The 16132-nt window shown below is 63.6% G+C and carries 13 protein-coding genes and 1 pseudogene; 8 read left to right on the top strand and 6 right to left on the bottom strand.

Going from position 1 to position 16132, the window contains the following annotated elements; genetic code table 11:
• Window positions 1–176 precede the first annotated feature (176 nt).
• Window positions 177–1205, top strand: a complete 1029-nt coding sequence (locus U873_RS0102670; RefSeq protein ID WP_025126766.1) for a MoxR family ATPase — start codon at window positions 177–179, stop codon at window positions 1203–1205.
• A gap of 13 nt (window positions 1206–1218) precedes the next feature.
• The gene (locus tag U873_RS0102665; RefSeq protein ID WP_025126765.1) at window positions 1219–2550 is read left to right on the top strand and encodes a DUF58 domain-containing protein; all 1332 of its coding nucleotides are present in this window, start codon (window positions 1219–1221) and stop codon (window positions 2548–2550) included.
• 15 nt (window positions 2551–2565) lie between these two features.
• Here the strand turns inward: U873_RS0102665 and U873_RS0102660 are convergent, their stop codons facing one another.
• On the bottom strand, window positions 2566–2925 hold the full coding sequence (locus tag U873_RS0102660; protein WP_025126764.1) for a PilZ domain-containing protein: 360 nt from the start codon (window positions 2923–2925) through the stop codon (window positions 2566–2568).
• A 219-nt stretch (window positions 2926–3144) separates the two neighbouring features.
• A complete protein-coding gene (locus tag U873_RS0102655) occupies window positions 3145–3519 on the bottom strand; it encodes a hypothetical protein (protein WP_025126763.1) in 375 nt (124 codons plus the stop codon).
• A 157-nt stretch (window positions 3520–3676) separates the two neighbouring features.
• Between U873_RS0102655 and pyk the strand changes: the two genes are divergently transcribed.
• Entirely contained in the window at window positions 3677–5128 is a 1452-nt protein-coding gene (gene pyk / locus U873_RS0102650) for a pyruvate kinase (RefSeq protein WP_025126762.1), read from the top strand.
• 108 nt (window positions 5129–5236) lie between these two features.
• On the opposite strand, the gene U873_RS0102645 is transcribed toward pyk, so the two are convergent.
• The 3 genes from U873_RS0102645 to U873_RS0102635 are packed head-to-tail and all read right to left on the bottom strand — an operon-like array spanning window position 5237 to window position 8052.
• Complete coding sequence (locus tag U873_RS0102645) at window positions 5237–5986, bottom strand: enoyl-CoA hydratase-related protein (protein WP_025126761.1); 750 nt, start codon at window positions 5984–5986, stop codon at window positions 5237–5239.
• A 28-nt stretch (window positions 5987–6014) separates the two neighbouring features.
• Complete coding sequence (locus U873_RS0102640; protein WP_025126760.1) at window positions 6015–6953, bottom strand: iron-sulfur-binding ferredoxin reductase; 939 nt, start codon at window positions 6951–6953, stop codon at window positions 6015–6017.
• The gene (locus U873_RS0102635; RefSeq protein WP_025126759.1) at window positions 6946–8052 is read right to left on the bottom strand and encodes a diguanylate cyclase; all 1107 of its coding nucleotides are present in this window, start codon (window positions 8050–8052) and stop codon (window positions 6946–6948) included. Before U873_RS0102635 ends, U873_RS0102640 begins: the two co-directional genes overlap by 8 nt.
• A gap of 336 nt (window positions 8053–8388) precedes the next feature.
• Between U873_RS0102635 and U873_RS0102630 the strand changes: the two genes are divergently transcribed.
• The 4 genes from U873_RS0102630 (at window position 8389) to U873_RS0102615 (ending at window position 14702) form a co-directional block, all read left to right on the top strand.
• The gene (locus U873_RS0102630; RefSeq protein ID WP_025126758.1) at window positions 8389–9912 is read left to right on the top strand and encodes a fumarate hydratase; all 1524 of its coding nucleotides are present in this window, start codon (window positions 8389–8391) and stop codon (window positions 9910–9912) included.
• A gap of 151 nt (window positions 9913–10063) precedes the next feature.
• Window positions 10064–11830 (top strand): ATP-binding protein, encoded by a 1767-nt coding sequence (locus tag U873_RS0102625; RefSeq protein WP_025126757.1) that lies wholly within the window; start codon window positions 10064–10066, stop codon window positions 11828–11830.
• Window positions 11824–13158 (top strand): sigma-54 dependent transcriptional regulator, encoded by a 1335-nt coding sequence (locus U873_RS0102620; protein ID WP_025126756.1) that lies wholly within the window; start codon window positions 11824–11826, stop codon window positions 13156–13158. The genes U873_RS0102625 and U873_RS0102620 overlap by 7 nt, the downstream gene beginning before the upstream one ends.
• A 221-nt stretch (window positions 13159–13379) precedes the next feature.
• Window positions 13380–14702: an MFS transporter gene (locus U873_RS0102615; RefSeq protein WP_025126755.1), complete on the top strand. Its 1323-nt coding sequence runs from the start codon at window positions 13380–13382 to the stop codon at window positions 14700–14702.
• Window positions 14703–14848: 146 nt separating this feature from the next.
• Here the strand turns inward: U873_RS0102615 and U873_RS0102610 are convergent, their stop codons facing one another.
• Window positions 14849–15604 carry a membrane protein gene (locus tag U873_RS0102610; protein WP_025126754.1) on the bottom strand — a complete coding sequence of 252 codons (756 nt, stop codon included), beginning with the start codon at window positions 15602–15604 and terminating at the stop codon, window positions 14849–14851.
• 375 nt (window positions 15605–15979) lie between these two features.
• On the opposite strand from U873_RS0102610, the pseudogene U873_RS37130 reads away from it, so the two are divergent.
• Window positions 15980–16132, top strand: a pseudogene (locus U873_RS37130) (heme utilization protein); the annotation flags it as partial.

The raw sequence follows: 16132 nt of genomic DNA, 5'->3' as shown, positions 1-16132 counted from the left end.
GGCCAACAATTCCTCTGACATGCGCCCAAAAAGCTGGGACTATCATGGAATGGAAATTGTGCAGGTCTGCCTTCACGCACTCATCCTGCCCATGAAAACCAAAATAGTTAGATTAGGTAAGTATCTGATTTATGGATGATAAAACCAATGTAACCGTTAGTAGAGCTCCGGAACCACTGAGCGAACAACCCGTCGAACAACCCCTCGAGCCCTCCGAGACGCCTGCTCCCCAGGCCCATGCCGCCCAACAGCGGCAGCGGGCCAGCCAGCTGGCCCAGGCCGTGCGCCAGGAATTGCAGAAGGTCGTGATCGGCCAGGAAGCGGTGATCGATGATGTGCTGACCGCGTTGATTGCCGGCGGCCACGTGCTCCTCGAGGGCGTGCCCGGCCTCGGCAAGACCTTGCTGGTACGCGCCCTGGCCCGCTGCTTTGGTGGCGAGTTCGCACGGATCCAGTTCACCCCGGACCTGATGCCCAGCGACGTCACCGGGCATGCGGTGTACGACCTGCAGACCGAGCAGTTCAAGCTGCGCAAGGGCCCCTTGTTCACCAACCTGCTGCTGGCGGACGAAATCAACCGGGCACCGGCCAAGACCCAGGCCGCCCTGCTCGAAGCCATGCAGGAGCGCCAGGTGACCCTTGAAGGGCGGGCGCTGCCCATCGGCCAGCCGTTCATGGTCCTGGCAACCCAGAACCCCATCGAGCAGGAAGGCACCTACCCGTTGCCGGAAGCCGAGCTGGACCGCTTCATGCTCAAGCTGCGCATGGACTACCCGGAGGCCGAGGAGGAGCTGAACATGGTCCGCCAGGTCGCTCGTTCGACCCGCGCCGACATGCTCGACGTGCAGCCCCTGCGTACCGTGCTGCAGGCCAAGGATGTATTGGCCCTGCAACGCATTGCCAGCGACCTGCCGCTGGACGAACAGGTGCTCGACTATGCGGTGCGCCTGGCCCGGGCCACCCGCAGCTGGCCCGGCCTGACCCTCGGCGCCGGGCCTCGTGCCTCGATCGCCCTGGTGCGCGGAGCCCGGGCCCGGGCCTTGCTGCGCGGCGGCGAGTTCGTGATTCCGGATGACATCAAGGGCTGTGCCATGGCCGTGCTGCGCCATCGGGTACGGGTCGCTCCGGAACTGGACATCGAAGGCCTGTCGGTGGAGCACGTGCTCAAGCAGATGCTTGAACAGATTCCGGCGCCCCGCCTGTGAGCCGTCCACGCCGATGAAGCCGACTCGTCTGCTGTTGATCTGGCTGGGCACCCTGGCCGGCCTGGACATCCTCCTGGGTACGCTGCGCGCTCTGGGGATCGAAGCCTTCCCGCGCCTGGACTCGATCGCCTGGGGCCTGTTGCTGGCGCTGTTGCTGCTGGCGCTGCTGGATGCCCTGCGCCTATTGCGCCGGCAATCACCAGAGGTCCGTCGGCAACTACCCGGCAGCCTCCCCTTGGGACGCTGGAGCGAAGTGCAACTGGAGATCAGCCATCACGGGCAACAGCCAGTTGAGGTACAGCTGTTCGACCATCCGCCCCAGGGCCTGGTGTTCGAGCACCTGCCGCAATCGGTCAGCCTGGAGCCTGGCCAGGTGGCGCGAGTCGTCTACAACGTGCGACCACTGCAACGCGGTCATTTCAATTTCGAGCGGTGCGAAGTCAGCCTGCCCAGCCCCCTGGGCCTGTGGCGTGCCAGACGGTGGCTGGCGGTGGGCGGCAGTACTCGGGTCTACCCGGATTTCGCTCGACTCTATGGAGCGCAGTTGCTAGCGGTGGACAACTGGCTCAGCCAGCTCGGAGTGCGCCAGCGCCAACGCCGGGGCCTGGGGCTGGAGTTCAACCAGCTGCGCGAGTTTCGCGAGGGTGACAGCCTGCGACAGATCGACTGGAAGGCCACCGCCCGCCAGCGCACCCCCATCGCCCGGGAGTACCAGGACGAACGCGACCAGCAGATCATTTTCATGCTCGACTGTGGGCGCCGCATGCGCAGCCAGGACGGTGAACTGTCGCATTTCGACCACGCCCTCAACGCTTGCCTGCTGTTGAGCTACGTCGCCCTGCGCCAGGGCGATGCAGTGGGCTTGAGCAGTTTTGCTGCCGAGCGCTCACGCTACCTTGCTCCGGTCAAGGGCTCGGCCCAGCTCAGCGTGCTGCTCAATGGCGTCTACGACCTGGACACCAGCCAGCGCCCAGCCGACTACCAGGCTGCCGCCAACGAGCTGCTGGCCCGGCAGAAACGCCGGGCCCTGGTGGTGTTGGTCACCAACCTGCGAGACGAAGACGACCAGGAGCTGCTGACCGCGGTCAAGCGCATCAGTCGCCAGCACCGGGTGCTGGTGGCCAGCCTGCGCGAAGAAGTCCTCGACCAGTTGCGCCAGAGCCCGGTGCAGACCCTGCCCGAGGCACTGGCCTACAGCGCCGCGGTAAATTACCTGAACCACCGCGCCGAGCTTCATGAGCGCCTCAGCGCCCACGGCGTCTCCTTGCTCGACGCCCGTCCGGGGGAGCTGGGTGCTGAACTGGTCAGCCGCTATCTGAACTGGAAAAAAGCCGGCAGCCTGTAGCGGCTGCCCTGGCCCTCAGGCCGATGTCTGCAACGGATGGAAGCTGAAATAGTGGCGCAGGGCCTGTTCCCATTCGGCAAATTCCGGCGCTGCCCGCAACAGGCTGAAGCCACTGTCGTAGTGATGGGGAGTGAGGTCCTCATGGCACCACAGGCAGCGGGCGCTGAAGTCGATGAGTTGCACCTGCCCGTCACCGCTGAGGGTCTTGACCCGCAGCTCGAACTCGGCGCCAATCAGCATCGGCAACGAGCTGATCAGCATCAGCCCGTCGGCCGACACATTGCCGAGGAAACCCACCGGCCTGTCAGTGAAGCGGTTGAAGACTTTCAAATAAGACGGCAATTGGTGCCGTTCGATCCGACGTTCCGTGAACATGCTGGGTATCGCTATAAAAGGTCATTAAGCATGACCGCACTAGTGCTTCGCAACGGGCCCCGAGTAACGGCCCGCTCTCCCGGATTCGATGGACGAGGAAAATCGCCAGAAGGATTTCAACAGTACTGCCCCAGGCCAAGCCGAGGCCGTGTTCGAACAACCTGTACAAATGTTAGCTCAAGCTCGGGGCACAACTGCAGTGGCCCTGACAAACGTCGATCACAATGCCGTGCGGCGAACCTGGGCGGCACCGTTTGCCGGGAAGTGTCCCAGCTGCTGCAGGGTCTCCAACCGGGCTCGGGCACGGTAGGCATACTCGCTGCTGGGGTATTCGGTGATGATGAACTGGTAGGTCTGCGCGGCATCGACGAACAGTTTCTGACGCTCCAGGCATTGCCCGCGCAGCATCGACACTTCCGGCTGGATGTAGCGACGGGCGCGACTGTCACGATCGACCTGGCTCAATTCGAGCATCACGCTCTCGCAGTTGCCGCGGTCATAGGCGCGGTAGGCGTTATTCAAATGATGGTTCATGGACCAGCGGGTACAGCCGACAACACTGACGGCCAGGGCAGCAATGAGTACGAATCGCATGGGGTATCTCCTGTCTTGTGCAGTGTATCGACTCATCGGCAAAAATCTTCAAGGTTGTTGCGGCAAACAAACAAAGCAATAAGTAGTGCAAACGAACAATGACTACAACTTGCGAGCATAGTAGCCTCTCGTTGCGCTTGAACTCAGGAGTCCGTGCATGTCCGTTCGTCGTACCAAAATCGTTGCCACCCTTGGCCCGGCCAGTAACTCGCCGGAAGTTCTCGAACAGTTGATTCTCGCAGGCCTGGACGTTGCCCGCCTGAACTTCTCCCACGGCACGCCGGACGAGCACAAGGCTCGCGCCCAACTGGTCCGCGACCTGGCCGCCAAGCACGGGCGCTTCGTCGCCATCCTCGGCGACCTGCAGGGTCCGAAGATCCGCATCGCCAAGTTCGCCAACAAGCGTATCGAACTGAAGGTCGGTGACAAGTTCACCTTCTCCACCGTCCACCCGCTGACCGCAGGCACCCAGGACATCGTCGGCATCGACTACCCGGACCTGGTCAAGGACTGCGGGGTCAATGACGAACTGCTGCTGGACGACGGCCGCGTGGTCATGCGTGTGGAGACCGCCACCAGCACCGAGCTGCATTGCGTAGTGACCGTCGGCGGCCCGCTGTCGGACCACAAGGGCATCAACCGTCGTGGCGGCGGCCTGACGGCACCGGCCCTGACCGAAAAAGACAAGGCCGACATCAAGCTGGCAGCAGAGATGCAAGCCGACTACCTGGCGGTGTCCTTCCCTCGCGATGCGGCCGATATGGAATATGCCCGCAAGCTGCGTGACGAAGCCGGCAGCACTGCCTGGCTGGTGGCGAAGATCGAACGCGCCGAAGCCGTAGCCGACGATGAAACCCTCGACGGCCTGATCAACGCCAGTGACGCCGTGATGGTTGCCCGTGGCGACCTGGGCGTGGAAATCGGCGACGCTGAACTGGTGGCGATCCAGAAGAAAATCATCCTCCACGCTCGTCGCCACAACAAGGCGGTGATCGTGGCGACCCAGATGATGGAGTCGATGATCCAGAACCCGATGCCGACCCGTGCCGAAGTGTCCGACGTGGCCAACGCCGTGCTCGACTACACCGACGCGGTGATGCTCTCGGCGGAAAGCGCCGCTGGCGCCTACCCGCTCGAAGCAGTGCAGGCCATGGCGCGGATCTGCGTCGGCGCGGAAAAGCACCCCACCAGCAAGACCTCCAGCCACCGCATGGGCAAGGTGTTCGAAAGCTGCGACCAGAGCATCGCTTTGGCCGCCATGTACACCGCCAACCACTTCCCCGGCGTGAAGGCGATCATCGCCCTGACCGAAAGTGGCTACACCCCGCTGATCATGTCGCGCATCCGTTCCTCGGTGCCGATCTACGCCTACTCCCCGCACCGTGAAACCCAGGCGCGCGCGGCGATGTTCCGCGGCGTCTACACCATTCCGTTCGACCCGGCTTCCCTGCCACCCGAGCAGGTCAGCCAGGCGGCGATCGACGAGCTGCTCAAGCGCGGCGTGGTCGAGAAAGGCGACTGGGTGATCCTCACCAAGGGCGACAGCTACCACACCACCGGCGGCACCAACGGCATGAAGATCCTGCACGTTGGCGACCCGATGGTCTAAGTGCTGGCTCGCTGAACGCAAAAGCCCCGTCGTGCAAACGCCGGGGCTTTTTTCATGCCGGTTTCAAGCTCGGCAGGTGTCGTGACAGCGGGACGGAAAACACCGGCATCAGGCCTTGGCAAGAAACCCCGACAAGGCCGCAATCGCTTCTGGCGAGCGCAGGCGCTGGGTGAACATCGCGCCCTCTTCCTCTATCACCTGGCGCAGTTGCTGGCGATCCGCGGCCTTCATCAGGCGCTTGCTGACCTGCACCGCTTCGGGTGCCAGCTGGCTGAAACGCAGCGCCACTTCCCGGGCCTTGGCCAAGGTGGCCGCGCCATCGCCCAGGGCGGCCGTGGCAATCCCCCAGGCCGCCGCCTGCTCGCCGCTGAATCCCTCGCCGAGCAACAACAGTTCGGCGGCTTTGGCCTGCCCCAGAAGACGCGGCAGGATCAGACTTGAACCAAACTCCGGGCACAACCCAAGGTTGACGAACGGCATGCGCAAACGAGCATCACGACTGACATAAACCAGGTCGCAATGCAGCAGCAGGGTGGTGCCGATGCCCACGGCAGCGCCAGCCACGGCCGCCACCACCGGCTTGCGGCACTCCAGCAGGTTGCGCATGAACTGGAACACCGGGCTGTCGAGATCCCGGGGCGGTTGCTGCACAAAGTCGGCAATGTCGTTGCCGGCGGTAAAGCACTCACTGCTGCCGCAGATCAGCAATGCGTTGATCTCGGGGTCCGCGTCGGCATCGGCCAGGGCCTCTGCCAGACGGCTGTACATGGCACGGGTCAGGGCGTTTTTCTTGTCGGGACGGTTCAGGCGCAGGGTCAGCAGCCCGCCCTCGCGTTGCAGCTCGATGGCATCGGTCATGAAGATCTCGCTCTGGAAGAATCAGCGCTCAACCACGCGGCAGGAATACGTCGGCCAGCAGTTGATTGCGCGGCAGCCCCGCCAGGTACAGGCGCCGGGCAAAGGCGTCGAGACTGTCGGGGTCTCCGCAGAGTAAGGCTTGGGTTTGCCGGGAAACAAGCCGCAGTTGCGCCAAAGCCGCCGCCAGCTGCGCCCCTTGCCACAGCTCGACGCTCAGTTGCGGGCGGTTGGCCGCCAGCGCAGCCAAGGGTTTGGCCAGGTAGTGCTGAGTATCGTCATGGGCCAGGTGAATGACGCGGATAGGGCCTTGGTGATCCTGACGCAAGGCTTCACGCAGAACCCCGAACAATGGCCCAAGCCCGGTGCCCGAGGCCAGCAGCCAGAGCGGTCGCTGCTGCCAGTCTGGGTCGTAGTGCAAGGCACCGCCGCGCAATTCGCCCAGGCGCAGCGGGTCCCCCAACTGCAACCGGCGGGCGGCGTCGCAGAACTGCCCCGGCAGCCTGCAGTCCAGGTGGAACTCCAGGAAGCGGTCTTCCTCGGGCAGGCTGGCCAGGGAATAAGGCCGAGCGACCTGGCCATTCGCCCACAGCACCAGATGCTGGCCGGCGCGATAGCGCAGCGGCCGCTCGGGCTGCAAACGCAGGCGCAGGACCGTGGTCGACAACCAGTCGAGCCCGACCACGGTGGCAGGCAAGCCGTCACGCAGGGGATCGAACGTCTCGACCTGCAGGTCCTCCACCACCCGGCACTGGCAAGCCAGCCGCCAGCCGCGACGCCGTTGCTCGTCACTGAGGGCATCCGGCCGGCTGTCACTGGGCGTGCCCTGGACACAGTGCACCAGGCAGGCATGGCAACTGCCGGCACGGCAGCTGTAGGGCACCGCCACCCCAGCCTGGTTCAAGGCATCGAGCAGGTTGCTTCCGGGCTCCACCGACCAGCGCTGCGTACCAACCGTCACTTCAGGCATCGAGCTGCTCCCAGGCCGCGAAGCAGCGATTGCGACCGTCACGCTTGGCTCGGTACAGCGCCTGGTCGGCGCGCTGCAGGGCATTGTCCAGATCGTCCCCGGCCTGCAGCAGGGTCATGCCCGCGGACAGGCTCAGGTCATGCACCTTCAGGCCCACCAACTGCACCTCCATGAACGCCAGGCGCAACCGCTCGCAGCAGGCTGTCAGGCGCTCGGCATCACAGGCGGGCAGCAGCACCACGAACTCCTCGCCACCATAGCGGGCGAGCACATCACCGTCCCGCAGGCAGGCCGTGGCGACGGCGGCGAAGGCCTGCAGCACCTGGTCCCCCGCGGCATGACCGTGAAGATCGTTGATGCGCTTGAAATGGTCCAGGTCAATCAACGCCAGCCCATGCACCGCGTCCTGGTCCATGGCCTGCAGTTCGCGGCTGGTGATGCGCAGGAAATGCCGGCGGTTGAACAGGCCGGTCAACTCATCGGTCGCCACCAGGTCCTCCAGTTGCCGCATCATTCCCCGCAGGGTGTCCTGATGGGCCTGCAGGGCGAAGCGCCGCTGGCGCATGCGTGAGCGCGACGCCTGGACATAGGCGGCGTAGAGGCTCATCCAGGCCAGCATCACCAGCAAGGCACAGAGCTGCAGCGCAGCCAGCTGCGGATCCCCGAGCACAAAGCGATAGCCATCCCACAGGTTGATCCCGGCAAAACAGAAAAAGATCAGGGTCGCGCAGCGCAGGTAAGCCCGACGAGATAAATGAAACAGGCCGAACAGCAAGGGCAGGATATAGAACATCAGGAATACCCCCCGCACCTGATCCAGATGAGCGATCAGCCAACTCTGCCAGGCGATGCCCAGGACCACCTGGACCTCGGTCAGGCTGGGATCGGCAAAGCCCAGGTTGCGCCCGCTGACAAAGACCCAGTACAGCAGTCCCTGGCTGGCCAGCACCAGGCCGCTGGCCAGCAGCGCACTGCTGCTGGAGGCGCGGAAATGTCCCGTGAGAACGGCCAGCCAGAACAGCAGCAGAATCAGTCCGTAGGTGCCCGCAGCAAGCGTGAAACGCTTGAGTATCAAGCTCTGGATGGCTTTATGGGTCAATCGTTGACTCACCGTGAGAAAGGAGGCGTAAAGAGTTTCCTACCCTGCAGGCCACTTGCCACTTTAGTGCTGCGACCGACAAATGACTATCTCAATTTTAAGCCGCGCTCCGAGGTTTGGCCGCAGATCCACGCAAGAACAGTGCCCATTCGATGGGCGACTTTCGTTTGCCTGGCTGGCGGGTGTGCCCGGCACCCAGGCGCGGTATACTGCGGCGCCTTTTTAGCGTCGCGCCAGTTGTTGTCCGGCGTGCCTTGAAGGTGACTGCAACCGACCGATGCACCCAAGCTGCAGCCACCTTATTAAATGTTCCCGTCTTTTAGAGGAGCGCGACTCATGACCGTGATCAAGCAAGACGACCTGATTCAGAGCGTTGCCGACGCCCTGCAGTTCATTTCCTACTACCACCCCGTGGACTTCATCCAGGCGATGCACGAGGCCTACCTGCGCGAAGAATCGCCGGCCGCCCGTGACTCCATGGCACAGATCCTGATCAACTCGCGCATGTGCGCCACCGGCCACCGGCCGATCTGCCAGGACACCGGCATCGTCACCGTATTCGTCCGCGTAGGCATGGACGTGCGCTGGGACGGCGCCACCATGGGCCTGGACGACATGATCAACGAGGGCGTGCGTCGCGCCTACAACCTGCCGGAAAACGTCCTGCGTGCTTCCATCCTGGCCGACCCGGCAGGCGCCCGGAAGAACACCAAGGACAACACCCCGGCGGTGATCCACTACTCCATCGTCCCGGGCAACACCGTGGAAGTGGACGTGGCCGCCAAGGGCGGCGGTTCCGAGAACAAGTCGAAGATGGCCATGCTCAACCCGTCCGACTCCATCGTCGACTGGGTCCTGAAAACCGTACCGACCATGGGCGCCGGCTGGTGCCCGCCAGGCATGCTCGGCATCGGCATCGGCGGCACCGCGGAGAAAGCTGCGGTGATGGCCAAGGAAGTGTTGATGGAATCCATCGACATCCACGAGCTCAAGGCTCGCGGCCCGTCCAACCGCATCGAAGAAATGCGCCTGGAGCTGTTCGAGAAGGTCAACCAGCTGGGCATCGGCGCCCAGGGCCTGGGCGGCCTGACCACCGTGCTCGACGTGAAGATCATGGACTACCCGACCCACGCCGCCTCGCTGCCGGTGTGCATGATCCCCAACTGCGCCGCCACCCGTCACGCGCACTTCGTGCTCGACGGCTCGGGCCCTGCCTCCCTGGAAGCACCGCCCCTGGACGCCTACCCGGAAATCGTCTGGGAAGCCGGCCCGTCGGCCCGTCGCGTCGACCTCGACACCCTGACCCCGGAAGACGTGCAGAGCTGGAAGCCGGGCGAAACCGTCCTGCTCAACGGCAAGATGCTCACCGGCCGCGATGCGGCTCACAAGCGCATGGTGGAAATGCTCAACAAGGGTGAAAGCCTGCCCGTGGACCTCAAGGGTCGCTTCATCTACTACGTCGGCCCGGTCGATCCGATCGGTGACGAAGTGGTTGGCCCCGCCGGCCCGACCACCGCGACACGGATGGACAAGTTCACCCGGCAGATCCTCGAGCAGACCGGCCTGCTGGGCATGATCGGCAAGTCCGAGCGCGGCCCGACCGCCATCGAGGCGATCAAGGACAACAAGGCCGTGTACCTGATGGCCGTCGGCGGCGCTGCCTACCTGGTGGCCCAGGCGATCAAGAAGTCCAAGGTCCTGGCCTTTGCCGAACTGGGCATGGAGGCGATCTACGAGTTCGAGGTCAAGGACATGCCGGTGACCGTCGCGGTCGACAGCAAGGGCGAGTCGGTACACATCACAGGTCCCGCCATCTGGCAGAAGAAGATCAGTGACAGCCTGGCGGTAGAAGTGCAGTAAGCCCTTCCCTGCAAGGCCCAGGCGGCGGCGCTGTTGATCAAACAGCCCGCCGCCTTTTTATCGCCTGCGCTTTGCCGACACTGTCCGCGATCAACGTTCCACGCGGCGCTCATGCTATCGTTCCCGCCCCCATTGCAGCCTGCCCTGACTCATGGCCCAGATCTCTCGCCCCCTACGCCTGACGCTCTACATCCTGGTGATTCTCGCTGGCACCGTGCTCAGCGCCGGCCTGGCCATGCGCCACGCCGAGCGCCAGACGCTGGTGGAAGAAGCCGCCCGCGCCAATGAGCAGCTGGGGCTGTACGCCAACTCCCTGCATACCTTGATCGAACGCTACCGTGCCCTGCCGGCGGTCCTGGCCCTGGACCCGGAACTGCGCTCGGCCTTGCACGGCCCCGTCACGCCGCAGACCCAGGATGCCCTGAACCGCAAGCTGGAGAAGATCAACGGCGCTGCTCGCTCCTCGACCCTGGAGTTGCTCAACCATGAAGGCCTGGCCGTGGCGGCCAGCAACTGGCGCCTGCCCAGCAGCTATGTCGGCCACAACTACGGTTTCCGTCCCTACTTCCGGCAAACCCGCAGCCAGGGCAGCGGGCGCTTCTATGCGGTCGGGGTGACCAGTGGCATTCCCGGTTATTTCCTCTCCAGCGCGGTCCAGGGTGACAACGATGAGTTCCTCGGGGCCATGGTGGTCAAGCTGGAGTTTCCCGAACTGGAGCATGAGTGGAGCCAGGGCAGCGACACCCTGCTGGTAAGCGATGCCCGGGGCATTATCTTCATCGCCAACCAGCCCGGCTGGCGCTACCGGCTGCTGCAGCCGCTGACCGTCAACGACCTGGACGAGATCAAGCGCACCCGCCAGTACGACAAGCAGCCACTGACCCCCCTGCAGCACCAGGCGCTGCAACGGTTCGACGACAACAGCAGCCTGGTCCGGGTCGACGGCCCCGACGGCGCGGCCAACTATCTCTGGGAATCCCTGCCACTGAGTGCCGAAGGCTGGACCCTGCACCTGCTGCGCAAGCCGCCGAGCGCCTTCGAGGAAAGCCGCAATGCCGGGCTCGCCGCGGCCGGTGCCTGGTTGACCCTGGTGTTCCTGCTGCTGTTCCTGAGCCAGCGCTGGCGCCTGGGGAAAATCCGCCAGCGCAACCGCGAAGAGCTTGAACAACTGGTGCACGAGCGTACCCGTGATCTGCGCACCGCCCAGGAAGGCCTGGTGCAGTCGGCCAAGCTGGCCGCCCTGGGACAGATGTCCGCGGCCCTGGCCCACGAAATCAACCAGCCCCTGACGGCCCAGCGCATGCAACTGGCAACCCTGAGGCTGTTGCTGGACCACGGCCGGGTGGATGAAGCCTACAAGGCCCTGCGGCCCCTGGACGACATGCTGTCGCGCATGGCCGCCCTGACCAGCCATCTCAAGACCTTCGCCCGCAAGAGCCCCGGCGGCCTGCGCGAACGCCTCGACCTGGCAGCGGTGGTGGACCAGTCGCTGCACTTGCTGGAAACCCGCCTGCGTTCCGAAGGCATCGACACCGTGCTGCACCTGACTCGCCCAGCCTGGGTACGGGGCGATGCCATCCGCCTGGAACAGGTGCTGATCAACTTGCTGCGCAACGCCCTCGACGCCATGCAGGACAAACCCTGCAAGCGCCTGCAAATCAGCCTCGAAGCCGAGGACCAGCTGTGGCAATTGCGGGTGGCCGACAGCGGCGGCGGAATCGCCGAAGAGCACCTGCTCAGCGTGTTCGACCCGTTCTTCACCACCAAGCCGGTGGGCGACGGCCTGGGCCTGGGGCTGGCGGTGTCCTATGCCATCGTCCATGAGCTGGGGGGCCGCCTGAGCGTGGTCAATCAGGACCAGGGCGCGGTGTTCACCCTGAGCCTGCCCATTGACCTGGAGGCACATATCCAATGCTGAACTCCGTGATCGTGGTGGATGACGAAGCCAGCATCCGCACTGCCATCGAACAATGGCTGAGCCTCTCGGGTTTCGAGGTCCAGCTGTTCAGCCGCGCCGAAGAGTGCCTGGCACAATTGCCCAAGGACTTCCCCGGGGTCGTCCTCAGCGATGTGCGCATGCCCGGCATCAGCGGCCTGGAGCTGCTGGCTCAGGTCCAGCAACTCGATCCCGACCTGCCGGTCATCCTTCTGACCGGCCACGGCGACGTGCCCATGGCGGTAGAAGCCATGCGCGATGGCGCCTACGACTTCCTGGAAAAACCCTTCAGCCCCGACACCTTGCTCAGCAGCCTGCGCCGGGCCCTGGACAAGCGTCGCCTGGTACTGGAGAACCGCCACCTGCACCAGCAAGCCGACAGCCGGGCCAAGCTCGACGCCACCTTGCTCGGGGTGTCCCGGGCACTGCAGACCTTGCGGCGCCAGGTATTGGAGTTGGCGGCCTTGCCGGTCAATGTGCTGATCCGCGGTGAAACCGGCAGCGGCAAGGAACTGATTGCCCGTTGCCTGCACGATTTCGGACCTCGGGCGGGCAAGCCCTTCGTTGCCCTGAACTGCGCTGCCATCCCCGAGCCGCTGTTCGAGGCCGAGCTGTTCGGCCATGAGAGCGGCGCCTTCACCGGGGCCCAGGGCAAGCGCATCGGCAAACTGGAATACGCCGACGGCGGCACCTTGTTCCTCGACGAGATCGAAAGCATGCCCCTGGCCCAGCAGGTCAAGCTGCTGCGGGTGCTGCAGGAACAGAAGCTCGAGCGCCTGGGCTCCAACCAGAGCATCAAGGTCGACCTGCGGATCATCGCCGCCACCAAACCCGACCTGCTGGACGAAGCTCGGGCCGGACGCTTTCGCGAAGACCTGGCCTATCGCCTGACCGTCGCCGAACTGCGCCTGCCGCCATTGCGCGAGCGCCGCGAAGACATTCCGCTGCTGTATGAACACTTCGCCCAGGCCGCCGCCGAACGCCTGGGCCGCAGCGTCACGCCCCTGGGCGGCACGCAGTTGAGCCGCCTGCTCAGCCATGACTGGCCGGGCAACGTGCGCGAACTGGCCAACGTCGCCGAGCGCCAGCTACTGGGCCTGAACGACCCGGCCCCCGAGCTTATCGAGCCCGGCCAGTCCCTTGCAGCCCAGCAGGAAGCCTTCGAAGCCCAATGCCTGCGCGCTGCCCTGACCCGGCACAAGGGCGAGATCAAGGCCGTGCTCCTTGAGTTGCAACTGCCGCGCCGGACACTGAATGAAAAGATGCAGCGACATGGCCTGACACGAGAGATGTTTATCGGCGGCAACTGAAAGTCTCAAGCTGCAAGACTTACAGCTTGAGGCTTGAGGCGTGCAGCTGCCCCTAGGCAAGTTCCCGCTCACCCGCGCCCCTCGCATGAGCGGAATTCCGCTTATCCAGACAGACAAACCCTTCTAGGCCGGGGCTCTCGCTCCTGGCACAGGTCCTGCTATAGCCCTGGCAGGCTGCGCTTGCGCGCACTCCACAAAAACAATGAATAGAAGGGTCCTTCATGGATATCTCTAACACCCTGCCTGCCGGCTCGACGGCGGCGCCTGCCAAAGAAAAGACCACCGCCAGCCGGCTGAAATCGATTTTCAGCGGGTCCGTGGGCAACATGGTCGAGTGGTACGACTGGTACGTCTACGCGGCGTTCTCGCTGTACTTCGCCAAAGTCTTCTTCCCCAAGGGCGACACCACCGCCCAGTTGCTGAACACCGCCGCGATCTTCGCCGTGGGCTTTTTGATGCGCCCGATCGGTGGCTGGCTGATGGGCCTGTACGCCGACCGCAAGGGCCGCAAGGCAGCGCTGATGGCCTCGGTGCTGCTGATGTGCTTCGGCTCGCTGATCATCGCCCTGACCCCGGGTTATGAAACCATCGGTGTCGGTGCACCGATCCTGCTGGTGCTCGCGCGCCTGATGCAGGGCCTGTCGGTGGGTGGCGAATACGGCACCTCGGCCACCTACCTCAGCGAGATGGCGACCAAGGAGCGCCGCGGCTTCTTCTCCAGCTTCCAGTACGTGACCCTGATCTCCGGCCAGCTCATCGCCCTGGCGGTGCTGATCGTGCTGCAGAACCTGCTGACCACTGAAGAGCTGCAATCCTGGGGCTGGCGGATTCCGTTCGGCATCGGTGCCCTGTGTGCCGTGGTCGCGCTCTACCTGCGTCGTGGCATGGAAGAAACCGAGTCCTTCACCAAGAAGAAGGAAAAGCCGAAAGAAAGCCTGATGCGCACCCTGATGCGTCACCCCAAGGAGCTGATGACCGTGGTTGGCCTGACCATGGGCGGCACCCTGGCCTTCTACACCTACACCACCTACATGCAGAAATACCTGGTGAACACCGTCGGCATGAGCATCTCCGACTCCACCACCATCTCCGCAGCGACGCTGTTCCTGTTCATGTGCCTGCAACCGGTGATCGGCGCCCTGTCGGACAAGGTCGGACGGCGGCCGATCCTGATCGCCTTCGGCATCCTCGGCACCTTGTTCACCGTGCCGATCCTCACCACCCTGCACACCATCCAGAGCTGGTGGGGCGCGTTCTTCCTGATCATGGCGGCGCTGATCATCGTCAGCGGCTACACCTCGATCAACGCCGTGGTCAAGGCCGAGCTGTTTCCCACTGAAATCCGTGCCCTGGGCGTGGGCCTGCCCTACGCGCTGACGGTATCGATCTTCGGCGGCACCGCGGAATACATTGCCCTGTGGTTCAAGAGCATCGGCATGGAAACCGGCTACTACTGGTACGTCACCGCCTGCATCGCCTGTTCGCTGCTGGTCTACGCGACCATGAAGGACACTCGCAAGCACTCGCGGATCGAGACCGACTGACAGGCAGAACAGAGCGCGAGGGTGCAAGGCCCTCGCGCCAGTGTTTCAGCTGGATCGAATCGCGAGCACGCTCGCTCCTGCAGGCTGATGGGACTTCATGCATCAGCGAGCTTGCACGTGATGGTTGTGGCGCAGTACTCGGGCAATCACCCCAACTGCGCTGCCACCCGCCGCTCGCCACGGTTCCTGTAGTACGCAGCCCCAGCGATCATCACCAGCAGAATCCCCGCCAATACCGCCGACGAGCCAATAGTGCCGAAGTCCAGACCACCCTTTTCATGGGGCTTGGTGAGGAAGTCGCCCAGGGTCGCGCCAAACGGCCGGGTCAGCACGAACGCCACCCAGAACAGCAGTACCGACGAGAGCCGGGTGAAGTACTTGAGCAACACCACCACGGCGATGGTCGAACCGATCAGCAGCGCCCCACCGGCAAAGCCCAGCCCCGAGTCGTCCGCCAGGTAATCGCCCAGGGCTGTGCCCAGGGTGTTGGAAAACAGAATCGCCATCCAGTAGAACATCTCGCCGCGCAGGGTCTGGATCTTGTTGACGTTCAGCGAATCGCCGCTCAAACGCCAGGCAGCGAAGATCGCCAGCAGCAGCCCGATCAGGATCAGCGAGCCGCTGGCATACCCCAGGCCCAGGGTGCGGTCCATAAAGTCCGACATGGTGGTGCCGGCGGTGCTGGTGGACAGGATCACGATCCAGTACAGCACCGGGTTGTAGGTTTTCGAAAACAGCTGGGTAACCAGGGTCAACAGAAACACGCTGATCAAGATCATCGAGCTGATGGCGTACCCCACATTCAGGGTCATCGACAGCAAGTCGCCGGCTGTTTCGCCCAGGGTTGTCGCGCAGATTTTCATGACCCAAAAGGCCAGGGTGATCTGAGGAAGTTTGTTCATTTGCAGAGCCGCTCCGAGGGTCACATTCAAGACGGCCTGTCTTGGTTTGCAGGCCTGCGCGGAGGCTGAATGTCGAAGCGTGAAAAATAGGTAGGGCTTGAATGAAAAAACCGTTGGCGTGTTTTTTTGCAGGTTTGCTGCTCAATTAATGATCAGTTAATGCTCGATACTTAGCCTACTACTGAATCCGGCCACCTAACTGGCCCGTATACAGAGTGAGGCTTGAGTGCGCTAACCGATGGCGAATGACGAGCAGTAATACATCGATAAAACAGATTTAATTGAGCATTTATTTGCGCTTTTCAATCAGTTTTACCGGAGTAGGATTGATCCCAAGCCCAACGCACACACCTCAACGAACCCGGAGTCACCGCCATGAAAAGCAAACTGATCCTCGCCCTCACCCTGTCGGTACTGGCTGCCAACACTTTCGCCGCTGACGGTTACGACCGCACCGGTTCCGCCACCTTCGCCGCCGATGGCTACGACCGCACCGGTTCCGCTACCTTCGCTGCCGACGGCTACGAC

The organism is Pseudomonas sp. PH1b (assembly GCF_000633395.1).
Taxonomy (GTDB): domain Bacteria; phylum Pseudomonadota; class Gammaproteobacteria; order Pseudomonadales; family Pseudomonadaceae; genus Aquipseudomonas.
This window is presented reverse-complemented; position numbering and strand designations above follow the sequence as displayed.

What these genes read in the sequence shown, in the direction of transcription:
- U873_RS0102660 (WP_025126764.1), bottom strand. Translation starts at nt 2,925, where the DNA reads ATGTTCACGGAACGTCGGATCGAACGGCACCAATTGCCGTCTTATTTG.
- U873_RS0102640 (WP_025126760.1), bottom strand. Translation starts at nt 6,953, where the DNA reads ATGCCTGAAGTGACGGTTGGTACGCAGCGCTGGTCGGTGGAGCCCGGA.
- U873_RS0102615 (WP_025126755.1), top strand. Translation starts at nt 13,380, where the DNA reads ATGGATATCTCTAACACCCTGCCTGCCGGCTCGACGGCGGCGCCTGCC.
- U873_RS0102645 (WP_025126761.1), bottom strand. Translation starts at nt 5,986, where the DNA reads ATGACCGATGCCATCGAGCTGCAACGCGAGGGCGGGCTGCTGACCCTG.
- U873_RS0102630 (WP_025126758.1), top strand. Translation starts at nt 8,389, where the DNA reads ATGACCGTGATCAAGCAAGACGACCTGATTCAGAGCGTTGCCGACGCC.
- U873_RS0102665 (WP_025126765.1), top strand. Translation starts at nt 1,219, where the DNA reads ATGAAGCCGACTCGTCTGCTGTTGATCTGGCTGGGCACCCTGGCCGGC.
- U873_RS0102610 (WP_025126754.1), bottom strand. Translation starts at nt 15,604, where the DNA reads ATGAACAAACTTCCTCAGATCACCCTGGCCTTTTGGGTCATGAAAATC.
- U873_RS0102655 (WP_025126763.1), bottom strand. Translation starts at nt 3,519, where the DNA reads ATGCGATTCGTACTCATTGCTGCCCTGGCCGTCAGTGTTGTCGGCTGT.
- U873_RS0102625 (WP_025126757.1), top strand. Translation starts at nt 10,064, where the DNA reads ATGGCCCAGATCTCTCGCCCCCTACGCCTGACGCTCTACATCCTGGTG.
- U873_RS0102620 (WP_025126756.1), top strand. Translation starts at nt 11,824, where the DNA reads ATGCTGAACTCCGTGATCGTGGTGGATGACGAAGCCAGCATCCGCACT.
- pyk (WP_025126762.1), top strand. Translation starts at nt 3,677, where the DNA reads ATGTCCGTTCGTCGTACCAAAATCGTTGCCACCCTTGGCCCGGCCAGT.